Here is an 18,117-nt window from a genome sequence, read left to right as displayed (position 1 = left end):
CCGGAATAATCGTGAGAGGCTGGCGTCTGGCGGGAGTTACTCGACCACCTTGGGCACCAGGAAGAAGTGGTCCTCGGAGACAGGCGCGTTGACAGTGACCGCCTCGGCGTTCTCGCCATCGGTCACGACATCCTGCCGGCGGCGCATCTTCACGGATACCACCGACGTCATCGGCTCGACGCCGGCGACGTCGACCTCGTTCAACTGCTCGACAAATCCGAGGATGGAATTGAGCTCATTGGTCATGCGCGCCGCCTCGTCATCGGTGACCTTGATCCTGGCGAGACGCGCAACGCGGCGCACGGTAGCCGTATCCACGGACATGTAGATTCCCTCGAACAGACTGGAATGCCCCGCGTATAGCACCGGTCGCGGCCCGGAGCCACCCGCTTCAGCATGCGGGCAAATCCCCGCGGGCAAATTGGCAGCCGGTCACCGGTGAGTCGCCCACTACAACGCCACGCAACCTTCGAGCGAGGCGATCGGACGCCGTGACAGTTCGGACCATCAAGACGCACCTAGCAACCCGGTGCGATGGCTTTTGCGTATCGTTGGTTGCTTAACATATTGATCCATACGAATATTTTAATCGGCGCTCGCAAGGGCTGGTCTTTTGTTCGAAATCCTCTTTGTAAAGTTCTGCTTTCAGAACTGCGATTGGCGGCAATTCGTTGTTTTTTCATTGATGAATTCGACAAAAACGGTTTATGAGTTCCCCGCTTTTCAGGGTGGCCTTGCCTCTTTTCAGGTATACCAAGCGTATCATGCACATCGTGCTCGTCGACGGCAGTCGAACCGGACTGATGATCCTGCAGAGGATGCTTGAACCTCGTGGTGACGACGTCGCTTATTTCACGGACGGTCGCGAGGCGCTGAACTACATCCAGACGACACCGCAAGCAGAAGTGCTGATTACCAGTTTCGAAATCGGCGGCGTTTCGGGCACCGAACTGTGCTGGGAGGCCCGTCTCATTGCCGATGCCGGCCGGCCGCTTTACGTCATCGGCATGTCCGCCTCCAACGATGCGCAGCACTCCATCGGCGTGCTGGACGCCGGGGCCGACGACTTCATGTCCAAACCTCCGCGCCAGGACGAACTCAACGCCCGTCTTCGGGTGGCCGAGCGAACGCTGATCATGCAGCGCCGGTTGATCGAGATGGCGACCGTCGATCCGCTTTCCGGCCTGTTCAACCGCGGCGCTTTCCGCCAGCGGTTCGACATGGCAATAACCACTGCCGAACTTGAAGGCACCTTCTCGCTCATCCTGTTCGACATCGATCATTTCAAGCATATCAACGACATCTACGGCCACGATGCCGGCGACGAGGTGATCCGATCCGTCGGAACGCTCCGCGTCCCCCCTGACGTCCACTTCTCCCGCATTGGCGGTGAAGAGTTTGCGGTGATCCTGCCAAGCATTCCCGTCGATGGCGCCGTCTCGGTCGCCGAGTATCTGCGCGAACAGATCAATGCACTGACCGTCGAACGCGGCGACAGCGTGATCCGCCTGACTGCCAGCTTCGGCGTCGCCGAGTTCCGGGCGGGCGATACGGTCAATGACCTTTATCGCCGCGCCGACGCCGCGCTTTATCAGGCCAAGAACACCGGTCGGGACCGCGTGTCGGCCACCTCGCCCGAAATCGTCTCCTGAACTCTGCGCCGTGACTTGGGTCGGACCATCGGTCATGATACTTGGCGACATTCAGCGCGCATGACGAGGTAGACCGATGACCGAAGCAGAAGATCCCGTCGCCTTCGTGGGCGCTTTGCCTCAGGGCCGGCGCCTGTTCGGTCTCGATCTCGGCACCAAGACCATCGGGATCGCTCTTTCCGACGAACGTTTTCTCATCGCGACGCCGCTCATAACCCTGCCTCGCGTCAAGTTCGGCAAGGACGCCGCGGCGCTGATCGAACTCGCCGACAAGCATGGTGTCGGGGCCTACGTCCTGGGCCTACCGATCAACATGGACGGAAGCGAAGGACCGCGCGCCCAGTCGACACGCGCCTTCGCTCGGAACCTCGCCCCACTCGACAGCCGGCCGATCATGTTCTGGGACGAAAGACTGTCGACGGCGGCGGTCACCCGCACGCTCCTTGAGGCGGATGCCTCGCGCCGTCGGCGCGACGAGGTGGTCGACAAACTGGCCGCCAGCTTCATCCTGCAGGGCTTTCTCGATCGCCTGCATCTTTCCGCGCGCGCGGACGATCCCCGGCGGCTCTAGGACTCCTTGACCTCTCCGACCTCGGTGCGTTTCGTCGACTTCCGGATCAGCATCAAGTTGCGGATATAGATGAGAAGGCCGAGCCCCTGCCCCGCAATGAACACCGGATCCTGCCGAGCGATGGAGTAGACCAGCAGGAGGAAGCCGCCGCCCAGCGAGAACAGCCAGAAGGCCACCGGGATGACCGACGCCTTGGCCTTCTCCGAAGCCAGCCACTGCACCACGAAGCGCATGGTGAACATGGCCTGGGCTACAAAACCGAGGATCACCCAGAAATCGAGCTGCTTGACGAACACGTCGTGAAGCCAGCCGGCGAATTGCGCGAGAAGGTCAGCCATTGTCGTTTCCGATTTCCGAGGCGATGGGAAGGCGCTTGATGCGCCGCTTCAGCCACCAGACGCCGAAAAGATCGAGGATTCCCTGCAATCCGCGGTCGAAAATGCCGTAGTTGGAGGCACCGTGCATGCGCGAGCGGTCGATGACATCGAGGTGGGTGACGCCATAGCCCTCCCTGAGCACCAGCGCCGGAAGATAGCGGTGCCAGCCATGAAAGAAGGGCAGCAGCAGGAAGAGGTCGCGCCGCACCGCCTTGAGGCCGCAGCCGGTATCGCGCGTCGCATCCTTCAGAATGGCGTTGCGCAGCCAGTTGGCGAAACGCGACGCGTAGCGCTTGGCAAGCCCATCGGTGCGCTTCAGACGCTGACCGGCGGCGATCCCCACCGACGGCCCGGCCGCCACCAACGCATCGATCAGCTTCGGGATATAGGCGGGATCGTTCTGGCCATCACCGTCGATGGTCGCGACGATCTCACCGCGCGCCGCGAGGACGCCCGAGCGGACGGCCGCCGACTGACCGCAGGCCTCGACGTGGCGGATATGCCGGACAGGCTTGCCCTCCGCCTTCCAGGCAGCGACGGCAGCTGCCGTGCCGTCGGTCGAGCCATCGTCGACGACGATCACCTCGAAAGCCCGCCCCGCCATGGCCGAGAGGATTTCCGGCACGATGACCGAGAGATTATCCGCCTCGTTGCGGGCGGGAATGACGACCGAGACGAAGCCGGTCTCGGATGGTTTCGGTACGATCATGCTGGTCACTCCGACCGGATGCGCGGCGACGACCGCGTCCGGCTGCCCTACCCCTGAAAGATGCAAATCGGGAACGATGCTCCGCCTGCTTATGGCAAGTCGAAGCCGCGCCAACAAGGCCCTCGCCTCGTTGGAGAGTGTGTCGATCCCAAGGCGAAGCGGCATTGGCAGCCCGCTTTCCGACAGCCGGAACAACTTCCCTCGCCGTGCAAACCAAACGGCGACGAACAGCGTACCCCAGGCACCAAAGGAGAGACCGGCCACCACGTCGGAGACCCGATGGGCATTCACCATCACCCGCGACGCAGCGACGGCGACGGCAAACGGCCAGACCACGACAGCCACCGGCCGCCATAGAAGCGTGAGCGACAAGGCGAAGGCGGCCGCCGTCGTCGAGTGTCCCGAAGGAAAGGACGCGTGGGACGGACGAAAGGCAAAAAGCCGCATCACCCGCTCGCCTTCGACCGACGGGCGAGAAAAGCCGAGCGAGTATTTGATGACCAGGACGGCAATGCCCGTCGCGGCAATGGCGGTGAAGAAGAACAGCACCATGCCCTGCAAAGTTTCAAACTGCCCCTTCGGACCAAACTTCGGCCGATTGAGATAGTGAAGAAGAATGACGGCGAGGCCCGAGGGGATCAGCATCCAGTCGGATTGTCCCAGCCGGGTCAACATCTGCCAGATGGGAGCGGATGGTCCACCGGCTGCCACAAAGGCGCGCGCCTCTTCGTCGAAGTGGCTGGATACGAGCACGGCGAGAACCGTCAGAATCCCTGCCAGCCAGAGGCCGGTCTTGACCACGTCGGGATCGCGCCAGCGAGCCGGCCGCCTGTTGATCAGCATGACCGGCTCCCTACGGCTTCGAGAACAGCAGCATGGTGCGGAGCTTCATGCCGTTGAGGTTGCGGCCGGAAACGGTGGCAACGGGTTCCGGCGCCTTCTCGCCCTCGCCCAGCGCTGCGACGAACTCGTCCCGAGCATCCGCCGCGACGATGGCGACGGCACAGTCATTGGCGCGAAAGACGTCCGCCGCACCAGACGCGTCGACCCTGAGGGTGGCAGTACCCAGGTGGAAGACCGCGCTCGGTTCGCCATATCCGGCGATCGAAATGGCGGGCGCTTCGCAGCGGCGAACGGTGGCCACGGCATCGGCAAGGTCGTCGCTGAGCCAGATCTGTCGCGCGGACGGCAGAAGGATTACGTAGCCGAGCAGCATCAGGCCGGCCGAAGTTGCGATCGTGGCAGCCAGGCCGGAGCGCAGCCGCCCGGAAACGAGGAGCTTGGTCGCCGCGAAGCCGAGGCAGGCGACGACGACCGCCCCCACCAACCCCTGCCAGCTCGCATATCCCTGATAGATGAGAAAAGCGATGTTGATACCGAAGCCGACCAGAAACACCCCCACCGCGATGAAGGCGACCGAGAGCCGCCAGCCGCGCCGGGCCGAGCTCAATGCGCCGTTGTCGAGCAGCAGGGCTATGAGCACGGCGAACGCCGGCATGAACGGCAGCACATAGTTGGGCAACTTGGTGGCCACCAGCTCGAACACGATCCAGCCGGGCAGCGCCCAGGCGATCAGGAAGAAGATCGCAGGCTCCCGTCGCGCCTTCCAGGCCTGGACGACGGCGAGAGGCGCCAGCACCGACAGCGGCCAGAAGGTACCAAGCGCCACCAGCAAATGCACTCCGGGCGGGGCGCCATGCGACTCCTGCCCGGTCGCCACCTTGCCAAGCATGTCGTGTCCGATCGCCTGGCTGAAGAAGGCGCCGCCGGATATCCAGCCGATGGCAACGAGCCAGGGCAGCACGAGAACCAGCATCCAAACGATGCCTCGTAGCGGCGACAGCGACCGCCAGAGCGTCGTCGACCTCTCTTTTGCCGATACGGCAAGCAGCGTGAGGCCGGCCACCAGCGGTGTGATCGGTCCCTTGATCAGTATGCCGATGCCCATGGCCGTCCAGAACAGCGCGTTGCGTGGAAACGACCTCGCCCTTGCCGGATCGACATAGGCGCGGACCAACGCGAGCTCGGCGGCAAGCACCGTCGCGCAGAGCATGGCGTCGGTCTTGGCGATGCGCGCCTCAAACCCGACGAGCATCGTGGACGCCGCGAGAAGGCCGGCGAACAGGCCCGCCCGCGCCGTGCCGAGCGTCGCGGCGATGCCATAGGTGAAAAGCACCATCAGCACGGCGCCCACCAGAGACGGAAAGCGGTAGACCCAGAGCGGGGCGTTCGCAGCGTAGCCGGACAGCTCGGCCGTTGCAGCCTGTATCCAGTAAATGCCTACCGGCTTCTTGTAGCGCGGTTCGTTCTGGAAACGGATGTCCACCCAGTTGCCGGTCTCCAGCATCTGATGCGAGGCCTGCACGTAGAGCGCTTCGTCGCGGTCGGTCAGCGGCAGCGACGATATGCCCGGAGCCAGCAGCGCAAGAGCGACCAGGAAAAGGGCGATCAGATTGGCGAGATGCGAACGCGCGAACCACTGGGTCTTGCCGGATACCGGCGGCGCAATGGGCGCCTCCCCGTCACTGGCCAGCTTGTCGTTCACATCGTCCATGCATCGAAATCCGCACCGAGAAAACCCTCTGCCGAGGGACACGCGCGCCTCTTATCACGGAAAGGCCGGTCTGGGCATCACACTTGCGCAACCATGCCCCTGTTGGAACCGAGCCGCGCAACGCGGCAAAAAACGGTTGATCGTCATGAACCGGTTCCCAAAGCCGCCCCAATGTGGAAGCATGTCATCCTAGATTCCTGAACCATCCGAGGCTCGTATGCATCAGATCGCGGTCGCCAACCTCGTCTTGGCCTTGGGCGCGACGCTGATCCTCCTCGGCATTCTTTCGAGCCTCCTGGCGTCGCGCTTCGGCACCCCGCTGCTTCTTGTCTTCCTGGTGGTGGGCATGCTGGCCGGTGTCGACGGACCGGGCGGCATCGAGTTCAGCAACTATCGCCTCACCTACCTGATCGGTTCGTGCGCGCTGGCCATCATTCTGTTCGACGGCGGTCTAAGGACGCGCCTCGCCGAGACGCGCGAGGCGCTGGGCCCCTCGCTCACGCTGGCAACCGCCGGCGTGGCGGTGACCGCCATTCTCATCGGCACGTTCGGCTATCTGGTGCTCGGCTACGATCTCATCGAAGGGCTGCTACTTGGCTCCATCGTCGCCTCGACCGACGCGGCGGCGGTTTTCTTCCTCTTGAAGACGGGAGGTCTACAGCTCAGGCCGCGCATCGGCTCGACACTGGAGATCGAGTCGGGCTCCAACGATCCGGTTGCCGTCTTTCTCACCATCGCCCTTACCGAACTCGCCATCGCCCATTCGGCGCCGGGTTTCGGCACGCTGACCTCTCTGGCCCGGCAAGCGATCCTCGGAGGCGCAATGGGCGTCGCTGGCGGAGCATTGGCGACCGTTGCCCTCAACCGCCTGACCCTGCCGGGCGGGCTCCACCCGCTGTTCGTCATCGCGCTGACCGTCAGCGTGTTCGGCGCAACTTCCTATCTCGACGGATCGGGCTTCCTTGCCGTCTACGTGGCCGGTCTGGTGGTGGGCAACAGCAGTGTCCGCGCCTATCCCGCCATCAGCAAGTTCCTGGAAAGCGCAACCTGGCTGTGCCAGATCGTCATGTTTCTGATACTGGGCTTGCTTGTAACGCCGAGCAAGCTGATCGAGTACGCGCCGGAGGGGCTGGCGATCGCCCTCTTTCTGATGGTGATCGGCCGGCCGGCCGCCGTCTGGGTTTGCTTGAAGCCCTTCGGCTTTACGCCGCCGGAAATAAACTTTGTCTCCTGGGTCGGGTTGCGCGGTGCGGTCTCGATCTTTCTGGCCACCGTTCCGACATTGGCGGGCGTTCCCAATGCGCCGATGTACTTCAACGTCGCCTTCTTCGTGGTGCTGATCTCGCTGCTTGTCCAAGGATGGACTATCGCACCAGCCGCCCGTTTCTTCGGCATGGCGCTGAAGCGCTTGGCGACCAGCGCTCGCCGTGTCGAGATCGACTTGCCGGGCCAGACCGACAACGAGATGGTGGGCTATCCCGTCAAGCCGGACAGCTATGCCGCGCTTCGGCCGGCCTCCCTGCCCGCCTGGCTGAAGCCGGTGCTCGTAGTCCGCGATGGGGCTGTCAAGAACGCCGCCGAGGCCGGCCAGATCAAGGCCGGTGACTACGCCTACTTCATCTCGCCGCAGGACCGCGTCAATCGCCTCGACAGGTTGTTCGCGCCTTTGCCGGCGGAAGCGTTGGCGGCCGCCAAGCGCACGGCCTTCGGAGAGTTTGCCGTGGCACCGGATGCCTCGCTTTCCGATCTCGCCACTTTCTACGAGATGCAGGTGCCCGCAAACCTCGCCGGCCTAACCGTGGCGGAGGCTTTCTCGGCCCGCCATGGCAACCGGCTGCACGCTGGAAGTCGGTTGACGCTGGCCGCCTACGCCGAGCTCGTTGCACGCGTCGTCGAGGACGGCCATCTCATCAAGGCCAGCCTCAGGTTGGAGGATGTCGTCGATCTCTCCATGCGGGCACCGCAGCTGCCGCCGCCGACACTGGTTCGTCGTCTCTACGATCGGCTGCGTCTTCGGCTTTCGGCCCAAGGAAAGCCGGCCGAGCCCTCAAAATAAAGTCGGTGCAGCTCGAAGGATTCGTCACTGACCGGCGACGGCATCGATTGCCGGATGGCGAACTCGATCGCCCGCCGAAAGGCCTATGCGCTTCGCCTCGGGCGTTGCGAGTTCGAGCACGAAACGCACAGGGGAGCCCGAGGGAATGCGGGCATCTGATTGCGGCTTGGCGCCGTGAGCCACAGAGACGACCAAGCCCTTATCGGAAATGAACGCGATGTCGAGCGGTACGAATGTGTTGTGCATCCAGAAGGCGACGTCTCGGGTCATGCCCATGTCGAAAAGCATGCCTGTTCCGGGCTCGACCTCGCGGCGAAACATCAAGCCACGCGACCGGCTCTCGTCGGTATCGGCAAGCTCCACCTCAAAGGGATAGACGCCGGTGGACGTCTCCACGCTGAGGCTGGAACGCGGGCCCACGGGATTATTGCCCTGACCGGCGTTGGAGCCGTTTCCGAAGAAGTAGAGAATCGCGATTGCAGCAACAAGACCTGCGGCGAGCGCCCGTATTACGAGGCGCCACGAGGTGACTTCCGACATTTTGGCCTTCGATCCCTGACTGTTCGGCGTTTTTCACACGAAAAGACGCGCCTCGCCGGACCACCCCGGCTCCGCGCGTCGCCCCATTAGGGCATCAATGTGACGAAGGTATGCCGCCGGGCTGAACCGGACGGATTTCCGCAACCATCTTGCCTTTCGGCCCATCACCATAGCGCACCAGCACGCGCTGGCCCGGACGGAGCTCGGTGATGCCGAAGCGGCGAAGTGTTTCCATGTGGACGAAGATATCCTCGGTCCCGTCGCCGCGCGTGAGGAAGCCGAACCCGCGAACACGGTTGAACCACTTCACCTCGACCTGTTCGAGACCGCTCGAAGGCGTGACCTGAACGTGGGTGCGCGAAGGCGGCAATTGCGAGGGATGAACAGCCGTCGATTCATCCATCGACAGCACCCGCATGGCCTGCAGTCCCTTCTGCCGGCGCACGGCCTCGCAAACGACGCGCGATCCCTCGTAGGCGGTCTGGAAGCCGTCGCGTCGAAGGCAGGTAACGTGGAGCAGCACATCCGGCAGGCCCGCTTCATCCGGCACGACGAAGCCAAATCCCTTCGCAACGTCGAACCATTTGATGACGCCTGCGACCTCAATGACTTCCACGCCGACGTCTTCGTCGACGTTGTTGTCTTCCGACACAAATTGAGCCTTGGCCATGAGCCAGTCTCCACGATCGCACTTACAAGAAGCGCGGATGACTCCGCGCACCGACTATTCGTGATTCTTCTGTTAAAATACCACCGGAAGGCTACCCTTCCGCAAGCCCCTCGTTAACCGCTGTTAACGGTTTTGAGCGCGTTTCTCGCGGCTGGTTCGCGATCTGGCCGACATTGTCGCCGCATCGGGCGAATGGCTCGCGCTCATGCGTTTGCCGGCCTGATGCCCGGAAAGCTGCCAAGTCTTGCATCTGTCGCTCGACCGGGGATAACTACCCGGCCGAACCGAAACAAAAGCCAGCCGACTACCGGCCTGAGCGGGAGGAAAAGGTACATGCGCTATCTCCACACCATGGTGCGGGTCACCGACGTCGATGCGTCGCTCGCCTTCTTCCGCGACCTGCTCGGCATGACCGAAATCCGGCGGACCGAGAACGAGGCCGGCCGCTTCACGCTGATCTTCCTGGCGTCCTCCGATGACGTCGAAGCTGGTCGGGCACACAGCGCGCCGCTTGTCGAGCTCACCTATAACTGGGATCCGGAGGTCTATGGCGAAGGCCGCAACTTCGGCCATCTGGCCTACGAGGTGGACGACATCTACGCCACCTGCGACCGTCTGATGAAGGGTGGCGTCACCATCAATCGGCCGCCGCGCGACGGTCGCATGGCCTTCATCCGGTCGCCGGATAACATTTCCATCGAACTGCTGCAGAAAGGCGATGCCCTGCCGCCGGCCGAACCCTGGGCCTCTATGCCGAATACCGGCAAATGGTGAGGAGCTAGGGATGTGGCGGCTGATCGGAAAGGATGGGCATCCATGACGCTGCGGCCGGGAGTGCTCGCGCTGGCGACCTTCGCCCTGGCCGGCTGCGGCGCGGTGCTGGACAGCTCCGACTTCAAGCCACTCACCCCGGTGGAGATCGCGGAGATCAAGGCGACGGCCGAGGCTCACAAAGGCGCGGTCGCCGAAGACACCGGTGCCAAACTGGCCGACGCACCGAAGGCTCCACCTGATGAAGAGGCGGCCAAGCCCATGGTCGGAAACACGCCGCCGGTACCCATGGTTGTCGCGGTGGCTCCGGCCGAAAAGCCGAAAGCAACGGGTCTCTTTGCCTCGCTGTTCGGGGCGTCCGAGGCCGCCGACGCGCCAACGCTCTCGCAGCCTGCCGAAGCCGCCACGGCGACATCTTCCGAACAGCCAGCCGGTACCGAGCCGGCTGCGCCTTCAGCGGCAGCTCCAGAAACGGCAGTAGCCAGTGTTGACCCCACGGCCCTACCCGCAGCCGACCCGACCGCTCCGCCACCCGAGGAGAACGAAGAGATTTCCGAAGCCGAACTGGCCGGTGAGAACGAAGCCGATCCCGACAAGATCGCCGTGCCCAAGCCACCCGTGGATGACGGCCTGGAGCACGATTTCGTCAACGTCTACACCTCCCGTCCCGAACGGCCGCAAGACCTGTTCGAGGGCCTGCCGGGTGTGGCATGGCAGGGCAACCTCATTCTTGCCTCGCGCGGCCCCGATGGCGACCCGCGCGGCCTGTTCGATGGCGAGGTCCAGCCCTACGCCCACTATGTCCCGGGTCTGCCGCGCGAGGTGGTCCAGGCCGCCAACGGGTTGCTGCTCGCCCACTCGGCGATCAACGTGTCCTGCGTCAAACCGGCGCTGCTCGGCATGATCCGCGACGCAGAGCACCACTTCAGCCGCAAGGTGGTGGTTACCTCAGGCTATCGGTCGCCATCCCACAACAGGCGTGTCCGCGGTGCGCTGCATTCACAGCACCTTTATTGCAATGCCGTCGATCTCTATATGCCCGGCATCGCGCGCGACGAGCTCGCCCGCTACTTCTACAGCCACCCCTCGCGCGGCGGCCTTGGCCTCTACTGCCACACCAAGTCGATCCATGTGGATACCGGGCGGCGGCGCGAATGGCGCTGGTCCTGTCGCGGGCGCGGATAATGCTTGTCATTCAAGCGCATAGACGAAGCTGTAAAAAAGCCGCCACAAATACCGATTGGCTCTTGCCCAACCGGCCGAAGCTCACTATAAGCCCCCCTCGTTGGGCGGCCTTCGTCTATCGGTTAGGACACTAGCCTTTCACGCTGGAGAGACGGGTTCGATTCCCGTAGGCCGTACCACCCCAACATTCTCTACAGCTAAATCACGTCGAGTTTTCGAGCGAGTTCCGTGCCAGATCGTCGTGGCGCATTGCAGCGCTGCCTGCGCCGTGCGATAGCAGCCGCGCCCTCATTTTCCGGAATGCTGCCGTGACCGACACCGCCGATGACCTCATTACCGTCCGTGACCTTCTGCGCTATGCCATGAGCCGCTATGGCGCTGCCGAGATCGGCATCGGTCACGGCACCAGCGAGGCGATCGACGACGCCGTGTTCCTGATCCTCGAGTCGCTGCATCTGCCCATCGACGACATCAATCCCTGGCTCGACGCCCGGCTCACGCGCGCCGAGCGCCAGCTTATCGTCGAGCGGATCGACCGCCGCATCGACGAGCGCGTCCCGACGCCCTACCTGGTCGGCAAAGCCTACATTCAGGGCGTGCCCTTCGTCGTCGACCCCCGCGTCATCGTACCGCGGTCGTTCATCGGCGAGTTGCTGTTCTCGGAAGCCTTTTCCGGCGAGGGCGACGCATCGCTGATCCGCGACCGCGACGACATCCTGTCGGTCGCCGACATCTGCACCGGTTCCGGCTGCCTTGCCATCCTCGCCGCCATGGTCTTTCCCAATGCCGCTGTCGACGCCGTCGATCTCTCCGAGGACGCGCTGGACGTCGCCGCGATCAACGTCGACCGGCTCGGCGACGGCCGGGTCGGCCTCCACCACGGCGACCTCTTCGGCCCGCTGGAAGGCCGGCGCTACGACCTCATCATCACCAACCCACCCTATGTCGATGACGAGGCGATGGCCGAGTTGCCCGACGAGTACCGCCATGAACCCGAGATGGCACTCGCCGGCGGCCTCGATGGCCTCGACATCGTCAGGCGCATCATCGAGGCGGCGCCGGACCATCTCAATCCGGGCGGCGGCCTCCTCTGCGAGGTCGGCAGCGATCGCGAGATCCTTGAGATGATCTACCCCGACCTTCCCTTTGTCTGGCTGGATACCGCTGAGTCCGAAGGTGAGGTATTCTGGCTGTCCGCCGAGGATCTCGGCGTGACCGAGGACATGTAGATCTGCACTATACGCATGTCTTGGCCATTAGTGTGGGCGAGATATGCAAAAATAGACTAGGTATTTGGCCTTTCCTCGCGTTTTTTCGCGAGTGTGGTCCCTCAGATCTAGACAGGGGCAGCAGTGCCCGCCAGTGTCCGGCCAAGAGGCGGCGGCCCTTGGCCGCACAGTCTTGGCGACGATTATCTGGTGGCGGTACTTGGCGTTACGGTGATGCCGAAGAAATCGGTCACCACCTCGTAACCATCATCGGCGACAATCGATCGAAACCGCAGGGACCACCGATGAACGATACTTCCATGATCGAAGAGGCCGCCGGCTCCGCCGGGCAGCCGCGCACACTCACGGCCGCAGCCTTCAGGGATGCCGTCCGCGCCAAGCTGGCCTATGCCGTCGGCAAGGACCCCTCCCGGGCGACGGCCAAGGATTGGAGCATGGCTTTGTCCCTCGCCGTGCGCGACCAGGTGGTGGAGCGCTGGTTCGAGTCCACCAAGGCCTCGCACGCTGGTCAGAAGAAGCACGTCTACTATCTGTCCATGGAGTTCCTGATCGGCCGCCTGCTCAATGATGCAGTCTGCAACCTCGGCATCGAATCCCAGGTGCGCAGCGCTTGCGCCGAACTCGGCATCGACTATCAGGCCCAACTCGAGCAGGAGAGCGACGCCGCCCTCGGCAATGGCGGCCTCGGCCGCCTCGCCGCCTGCTTCCTCGATTCCATGTCAACGCTGGGCATTCCCGCCCACGGCTACGGCATCCGCTATGACCATGGCCTGTTCCGTCAGCGGTTCCATGACGGCTGGCAGGTGGAAGAGCCCGAGGACTGGCTGGTGTCCGGACGCGCCTGGGAGTTCGAGCGCGCCGAGATGGCCTATCTCGTCAAGTTCGGCGGCCAGATCTCCTTCGACGGTCACGGCGCCACCTACTGGCGCGCCGACGAGACGGTGAAGGCGGTCGCCTACGACACGCCGATCGCCGGCTGGAGAGGGCGCCACGTCAACACGCTGCGCCTCTGGGCGTCGCGCCCGGTCGAGGTGCTCGACCTCGGCCGTTTCAACCACGGCGACTACATGTCGGCCGCCGAGAAGACCATCCGCGCCGAAACCATCTCCCGCGTGCTCTATCCCGATGACACGACGGCCGAGGGCAAGGAACTGCGCCTGAAGCAGGAGTATTTCTTCACCTCCGCCTCGCTGCAGGACATCATTCGTCGTTACCTCGAAGACAACGATGACATCCGTAAGTTGCCGGATCAGGTGGCGATCCAGATGAACGATACGCATCCGGCGATCGCTGTCGCCGAGCTGATGCGCATTCTTGCCGACGACTACCGGCTGACCTTCCCGGAAGCCTTCGAGATCACCCGCCAGTGCCTCAGCTATACCAATCACACGCTGATGCCGGAGGCTCTCGAGCGCTGGAACACCAACCTGTTCCGCAAGGTGCTGCCGCGCCACATGCAGATTATCGAGTGGATCGACTACCACCACCTCGCCGAGGTGCAGGGGCGCAATCTGCCGGTATCACTCGACGCTATTCGCATCATCGAGTGGGGCAGCGAGATCAAGATGGGCAGCCTCGCCTTCGTGGGCTCGCGGCGGGTGAATGGCGTGTCGGCGCTGCACACCGAGCTGATGAAGCAGACGGTGTTCAAGGATTACCACGTCCTCTATCCCGACCGGATCGTCAACGAAACCAACGGCATCACGCCGCGCCGCTGGCTCTACGAGTGCAATCCCGGTCTCCGCGCCCTGCTGCTGGAAGCGATCGGCGACGGCTGGGTCGACAACCTCGAACGGATCGAGGAAGCGGCCAAGTTCGCCACCGACGCCAGCTTCCGCGAGAAGTTCGCGGCCGCCAAGAAGGCCAACAAGGTACGGCTCGCCGCCGAGATCGAGCGGCGCATCGGCCTGCGCGTCGACCCGTCGGCGCTGTTCGATGTGCAGATCAAGCGCATGCACGAGTACAAGCGCCAGCTCCTCAACATCCTGGAGACGATCGCCCTCTATCAGGCGATCCGCCGCGGCCCTGGCGCCGAATGGACGCCGCGCGTCAAGATCTTCGGCGGCAAGGCTGCGCCCGGCTACCAGATCGCCAAGCGCATCATCAAGCTGGCCAACGATGTCGCACGCGTCGTCAACAACGACCCGATCATCGGCGACCGGCTGAAGGTGGCGGTACTGCCGAATTACAACGTGTCGCTGGCCGAGGTGATCATCCCGGCTGCCGATCTTTCCGAGCAAATCTCGACGGCCGGCATGGAAGCCTCCGGCACCGGCAACATGAAGCTGGCGCTCAACGGCGCGCTGACCATCGGCACGCTCGACGGCGCCAACGTCGAGATCGCCGAGCGGGTCGGCCCGGACAACATCTACATCTTCGGCCTGACCGCCGACGACGTCGCCGGCCTGCGCCAGCGCGGCTACAATCCCAACGCCACCATCGACAGCGACCCGACCCTGAAGGGTGCCATCGACGCCATGGTCAACGGCACCTTCTCGCCGGACGATCATGGCCGCTTCAACGAGGTAGCCGACCGGCTCTGGCACACCGACTGGTTCCTGGTGACCGCCGACTTCCAGTCCTACTTCCAGACCCAGCGCACCGTCGATCTGGACTATCGTGACAAGAACCGCTGGACGGAGCGATCCATCCTCAACACCACCAAGGTGGGCTGGTTCTCGTCCGACCGCACCATTCGCGGCTATTCCAAGGACGTCTGGGGCGTCGAGCCGATTTTCTGAGATACGTACCACCGAAACGACAAAACGGGCGGCAGGCTTTCGGCCTTGCCGCCCGTTCCATTTGGAACCAGGTCAGTGATCGCAGCTATGGCGCGCCAGCGCGGCAAGCGCTGCGGCGCCTTCGCGAGCCAGTTCCGGATCGAAGGCCGAACGCGTGATGCGCACGCGGAACGCTTCGTCGATGCGCGGCAGCGCCTCCCAGCGATAGCGGCCGGGAACGATATCCTCGAAGTGGCCGCGCAGGCCCACCGGCTCATGATCGTTGATCACCACGAGCGACTCGCCATCGGCCAGCCTGTCAAAGCCGCCGAAGATGATGGCGCGACGGTTCACGCAGGGCAGCCCGCGTACGTCGAGTTCGAGATCCCGTGTGGCAGTGTCGGTCATGCTGTTTCTCCGCTTCGTCTGTGGCCCGATCATAGGGAGTCGGGTCTGCCGACACTTTGCTCCGGCGCAAACCGGAGAATACTTCTCTGCTATGAGGCAGTCCCGCTCCACGTGAAGAGTTCAGACCGGAAATCGCATCGGCATGGGGCCGGGCGAAGATTGGTTGACCTCCCCTTGCGAGGCTCCTACGACTTCGTATCTCCACGGATGTGACGCGAGCCGGAGCGATTCCACGCTCTGTCGGCCCGAACGGTTCCTGTTGGAGCGATGTTTCTTTCTGACCGAGCGATGGTGTGATGCAGCCTGTACTGGACGGACATAACGACGTGCTCATGCGTCTCTGGGAAACGGCCGGCAAGGGCGGCGATCCCATTGCCGAGTTCCGCGACGGCATCACCACCGGCCATATCGACGGGCCGCGCGCCCGCGCTGGTGGCCTCGTCGGCGGCCTCTGCGCCATTTTCGTGCCATCCAGGCAAGGGCCTCGCCCCACCTTCGACCGCGGCACCTACAGCTCACCTCTGGCCGAGCCCATCGACCAACCGGCGGCGCTGGCTGCCGCTGTTGCCATGGCCGGCATTGCCCGCCGGCTCGACCGCGAAGGCGTCTGGCGCTTGTGCACCTCGACGGTGGAAATCCGCCGGGCGATCGATGACGACGTGTTCGCCGCCGTGCTGCACATGGAGGGCTGCGATCCCATCGACGCCGACCTCTATGCCCTCGACCTCTTCTACGCCGCCGGTCTCAGGTCGTTGGGGCCGGTGTGGAGCCGCACCAACATATTCGGCCACGGCGTTCCCTTTGCCTATCCGAGCTCGCCCGACACCGGCCCCGGCCTGACCGATGCCGGCGTACGGTTGGTGAAGGCCTGCAATCGCCTGGGCATCATGATCGACCTGTCTCATATCACCGAACAGGGATTCTGGGACGTCGCCAAGGTCTCGGAGATGCCACTCGTCGCCACCCATTCCAACGTTCACGCCATCACGCCGGTGACGCGCAACCTCACCGACCGCCAGATGGCTGCCATCCGCGAGACCGGCGGCATGGTCGGCCTCAACTACGCGACGTCCTTCCTGCGGCCGGATGGGCAGGAGAACGCGGCAACGCCGCTCACCGACATGGTTCGCCATGTCGATCATCTGGTGGAGCATCTCGGCATTGATGGCGTCGGCCTTGGCTCGGACTATGACGGCGCCACCATTCCCTCGGAGATCGGCGATGCCGCCGGTCAGCAAGCGCTCGTCGGCGCGCTGCGACAGGCCGGCTATGGCGAGGATGACCTCGTCAAGCTCTGCCGCGACAACTGGCTGCGGGTGTTGGCTCAAACCTGGCGGGAATAATGGGAAAGCCATCCCCGACGCTCCGATGATCGCCCTGCCCGGCTCATCACGCGGAAAACGAAAACCCCGGCCGCATCGACGACCGGGGTTTTGCTTTCTGGAGTTGGGCGGCTCAATGCCAACCAAGGCTATCAGCCGCGCTGATTGCCCGACGACACGATGTCCATGTAGACGGCCGCGACCAGGATGATGCCCTTCACGATCTGCTGCCAGAACGTGTCGATGCCCATCATCGACATGCCATTGTCGAGGCTGGCCATGATGACCGCACCGACCAGCGCACCCGACACCGAACCAACACCGCCGCGCATCGACGTGCCGCCGATGAAGCAGGAGGCGATAGCATCGAGTTCGTTGCCGAAGCCGGCGGACGGCGTGCCGGCGGCGAGACGGGCTGTCGTAGTGAGGCCGGCGAAGGCGCACATCAGGCCCATCAGCGCAAACACCATCATCTTCACGTAGGCGACGTTGACGCCGGAAAGCCGCGTTGCCTCCATGTTGGAACCGACGGCGTAGATGTGGCGGCCAAAGGTCGTCTTGTTGCCGATGACGGTGAACACGGCGAGGATGATCAGAAGAACCAGCACCGGCACCGGAACGCCCTGATAGTCATTGAGCGTCAGCACAAAGCCGAGAATGATCAGGCCGGCGAACAGCAGGCGACCAACTTCGGCCGGCATCGTCGGCACAGAGAGGTTGTGCTTCTGGCGGTTTGAGCGAGTCCGGAAAGCAAGGAAGACCAGGACCAGGAACAGCAACACGCCACCGGCGTTACCTGCCAACTCTGGCAGATATCCCTGACCAATGAACTTGAGCTCCGGATGCACGGGGGCGATGGTAATGCCGCCCGTCAAGCCGAGCACCATGCCGCGGAAAGCGAGCTGTCCGCCCAGTGTAACGATGAAGGAGGGAATGCCGAGATAGGCGGTCAGCCAGCCGACCATCAGCCCGAAGAACAGGCCCATGGCGATGACGACGGTGATGGTCTGCCAGAGTGGCAGCGAGTAGGTCACATCCATGACCGCTGCGATGCCGCCCAACAGGCCGAGCAGCGAACCGACCGACAGGTCGATTTCGCCGGCGACGATGACGAACACCATCGCCGATGCCAACATGCCGGTAATCGCCATCTGGCGCAGCAGGTTGGAGAAGTTGCGCGGCGTCAGAAACTGTGAGCCACCCAGTTCGGAATCGTAGGTGAGATAACCGAAGAAGGCCCAGATGATCACGATGACGATCAGAAGGGCGACGATCTTGTACTCGGACAGGAACTTCCTGACGTCTTTCTTGGTAAGTGTCATGGTCTTACACCAGTATTCTTATGAAGGAGAG

At 63.5% G+C, this 18,117-nt stretch carries 16 protein-coding genes, 1 tRNA gene and 1 pseudogene; 9 read left to right on the top strand and 9 right to left on the bottom strand.

Annotated features, from left to right (window positions below):
* Positions 1-36: 36 nt before the first annotated feature.
* A complete protein-coding gene (gatC, locus tag CXZ10_RS04345; RefSeq protein WP_101287768.1) occupies positions 37-324 on the bottom strand; it encodes an Asp-tRNA(Asn)/Glu-tRNA(Gln) amidotransferase subunit GatC in 288 nt (95 codons plus the stop codon).
* Positions 325-764: 440 nt separating this feature from the next.
* Between gatC and CXZ10_RS04340 the strand changes: the two genes are divergently transcribed.
* Both CXZ10_RS04340 and ruvX read left to right on the top strand, forming a co-directional pair.
* Positions 765-1,652, top strand: a complete 888-nt coding sequence (locus CXZ10_RS04340; RefSeq protein ID WP_180335852.1) for a GGDEF domain-containing response regulator — start codon at positions 765-767, stop codon at positions 1,650-1,652.
* A gap of 76 nt (positions 1,653-1,728) precedes the next feature.
* Positions 1,729-2,223, top strand: coding sequence for a Holliday junction resolvase RuvX (ruvX, locus tag CXZ10_RS04335; protein ID WP_101287764.1), 495 nt, complete (start codon positions 1,729-1,731; stop codon positions 2,221-2,223).
* Here the strand turns inward: ruvX and CXZ10_RS04330 are convergent.
* From CXZ10_RS04330 to CXZ10_RS04320, 4 genes and pseudogenes are all read right to left on the bottom strand, one after another.
* Positions 2,220-2,561, bottom strand: coding sequence for a lipid-A-disaccharide synthase N-terminal domain-containing protein (locus CXZ10_RS04330; protein ID WP_101287762.1), 342 nt, complete (start codon positions 2,559-2,561; stop codon positions 2,220-2,222). The genes ruvX and CXZ10_RS04330 overlap by 4 nt on opposite strands.
* Entirely contained in the window at positions 2,554-3,309 is a 756-nt protein-coding gene (locus tag CXZ10_RS21745; protein WP_244617108.1) for a glycosyltransferase family 2 protein, read from the bottom strand. Before CXZ10_RS21745 ends, CXZ10_RS04330 begins: the two co-directional genes overlap by 8 nt.
* A gap of 213 nt (positions 3,310-3,522) precedes the next feature.
* Positions 3,523-3,861: pseudogene (locus tag CXZ10_RS21740) on the bottom strand (phosphatase PAP2 family protein); the annotation flags it as partial.
* Between the two features lie 301 nt (positions 3,862-4,162).
* A complete protein-coding gene (locus tag CXZ10_RS04320; RefSeq protein WP_101287757.1) occupies positions 4,163-5,863 on the bottom strand; it encodes an ArnT family glycosyltransferase in 1,701 nt (566 codons plus the stop codon).
* 217 nt (positions 5,864-6,080) lie between these two features.
* Here CXZ10_RS04320 and CXZ10_RS04315 point away from each other — a divergent pair, with 217 nt between their 5' ends.
* Positions 6,081-7,919 carry a potassium/proton antiporter gene (locus CXZ10_RS04315; RefSeq protein WP_101287755.1) on the top strand — a complete coding sequence of 613 codons (1,839 nt, stop codon included), beginning with the start codon at positions 6,081-6,083 and terminating at the stop codon, positions 7,917-7,919.
* 24 nt (positions 7,920-7,943) lie between these two features.
* Here CXZ10_RS04315 and CXZ10_RS04310 read toward each other — a convergent pair whose 3' ends face one another.
* Together CXZ10_RS04310 and CXZ10_RS04305 are read right to left on the bottom strand one after the other, a co-directional pair.
* A complete protein-coding gene (locus CXZ10_RS04310; protein ID WP_101287753.1) occupies positions 7,944-8,459 on the bottom strand; it encodes a DUF192 domain-containing protein in 516 nt (171 codons plus the stop codon).
* A gap of 94 nt (positions 8,460-8,553) precedes the next feature.
* Positions 8,554-9,129, bottom strand: a complete 576-nt coding sequence (locus CXZ10_RS04305) for a cold-shock protein (RefSeq protein ID WP_101287751.1) — start codon at positions 9,127-9,129, stop codon at positions 8,554-8,556.
* Between the two features lie 333 nt (positions 9,130-9,462).
* Here CXZ10_RS04305 and CXZ10_RS04300 point away from each other — a divergent pair, with 333 nt between their 5' ends.
* The 5 genes from CXZ10_RS04300 (at position 9,463) to CXZ10_RS04280 (ending at position 15,055) form a co-directional block, all read left to right on the top strand.
* Entirely contained in the window at positions 9,463-9,903 is a 441-nt protein-coding gene (locus CXZ10_RS04300) for a VOC family protein (protein ID WP_101287749.1), read from the top strand.
* Positions 9,904-9,945: 42 nt separating this feature from the next.
* Positions 9,946-11,085, top strand: coding sequence for a YcbK family protein (locus CXZ10_RS04295; RefSeq protein ID WP_101287747.1), 1,140 nt, complete (start codon positions 9,946-9,948; stop codon positions 11,083-11,085).
* Positions 11,086-11,189: 104 nt separating this feature from the next.
* A tRNA-Glu gene (locus tag CXZ10_RS04290) sits at positions 11,190-11,264 on the top strand.
* A gap of 129 nt (positions 11,265-11,393) precedes the next feature.
* Positions 11,394-12,314 carry a 50S ribosomal protein L3 N(5)-glutamine methyltransferase gene (gene prmB / locus CXZ10_RS04285; RefSeq protein WP_101287745.1) on the top strand — a complete coding sequence of 307 codons (921 nt, stop codon included), beginning with the start codon at positions 11,394-11,396 and terminating at the stop codon, positions 12,312-12,314.
* Positions 12,315-12,598: 284 nt separating this feature from the next.
* Positions 12,599-15,055 (top strand): glycogen/starch/alpha-glucan phosphorylase, encoded by a 2,457-nt coding sequence (locus CXZ10_RS04280; RefSeq protein WP_210199839.1) that lies wholly within the window; start codon positions 12,599-12,601, stop codon positions 15,053-15,055.
* Between the two features lie 72 nt (positions 15,056-15,127).
* On the opposite strand, the gene CXZ10_RS04275 is transcribed toward CXZ10_RS04280, so the two are convergent.
* Positions 15,128-15,442, bottom strand: coding sequence for a DUF2249 domain-containing protein (locus tag CXZ10_RS04275; RefSeq protein ID WP_101287740.1), 315 nt, complete (start codon positions 15,440-15,442; stop codon positions 15,128-15,130).
* A gap of 296 nt (positions 15,443-15,738) precedes the next feature.
* Here CXZ10_RS04275 and CXZ10_RS04270 point away from each other — a divergent pair, with 296 nt between their 5' ends.
* Positions 15,739-16,785 (top strand): dipeptidase, encoded by a 1,047-nt coding sequence (locus CXZ10_RS04270; protein WP_101287738.1) that lies wholly within the window; start codon positions 15,739-15,741, stop codon positions 16,783-16,785.
* A 131-nt stretch (positions 16,786-16,916) separates the two neighbouring features.
* Here CXZ10_RS04270 and CXZ10_RS04265 read toward each other — a convergent pair whose 3' ends face one another.
* The gene (locus CXZ10_RS04265) at positions 16,917-18,086 is read right to left on the bottom strand and encodes a sugar ABC transporter permease (RefSeq protein WP_101287736.1); all 1,170 of its coding nucleotides are present in this window, start codon (positions 18,084-18,086) and stop codon (positions 16,917-16,919) included.
* Between the last annotated feature and the right edge of the window lie 31 nt (positions 18,087-18,117).

The sequence above is a fragment of the Pleomorphomonas diazotrophica genome (genome assembly GCF_002844595.1).
Classification (GTDB): domain Bacteria; phylum Pseudomonadota; class Alphaproteobacteria; order Rhizobiales; family Pleomorphomonadaceae; genus Pleomorphomonas; species Pleomorphomonas diazotrophica.
The sequence above is the reverse complement of the archived record's forward strand: the minus strand, read 5'-3'. Positions and strand labels throughout refer to the sequence as shown.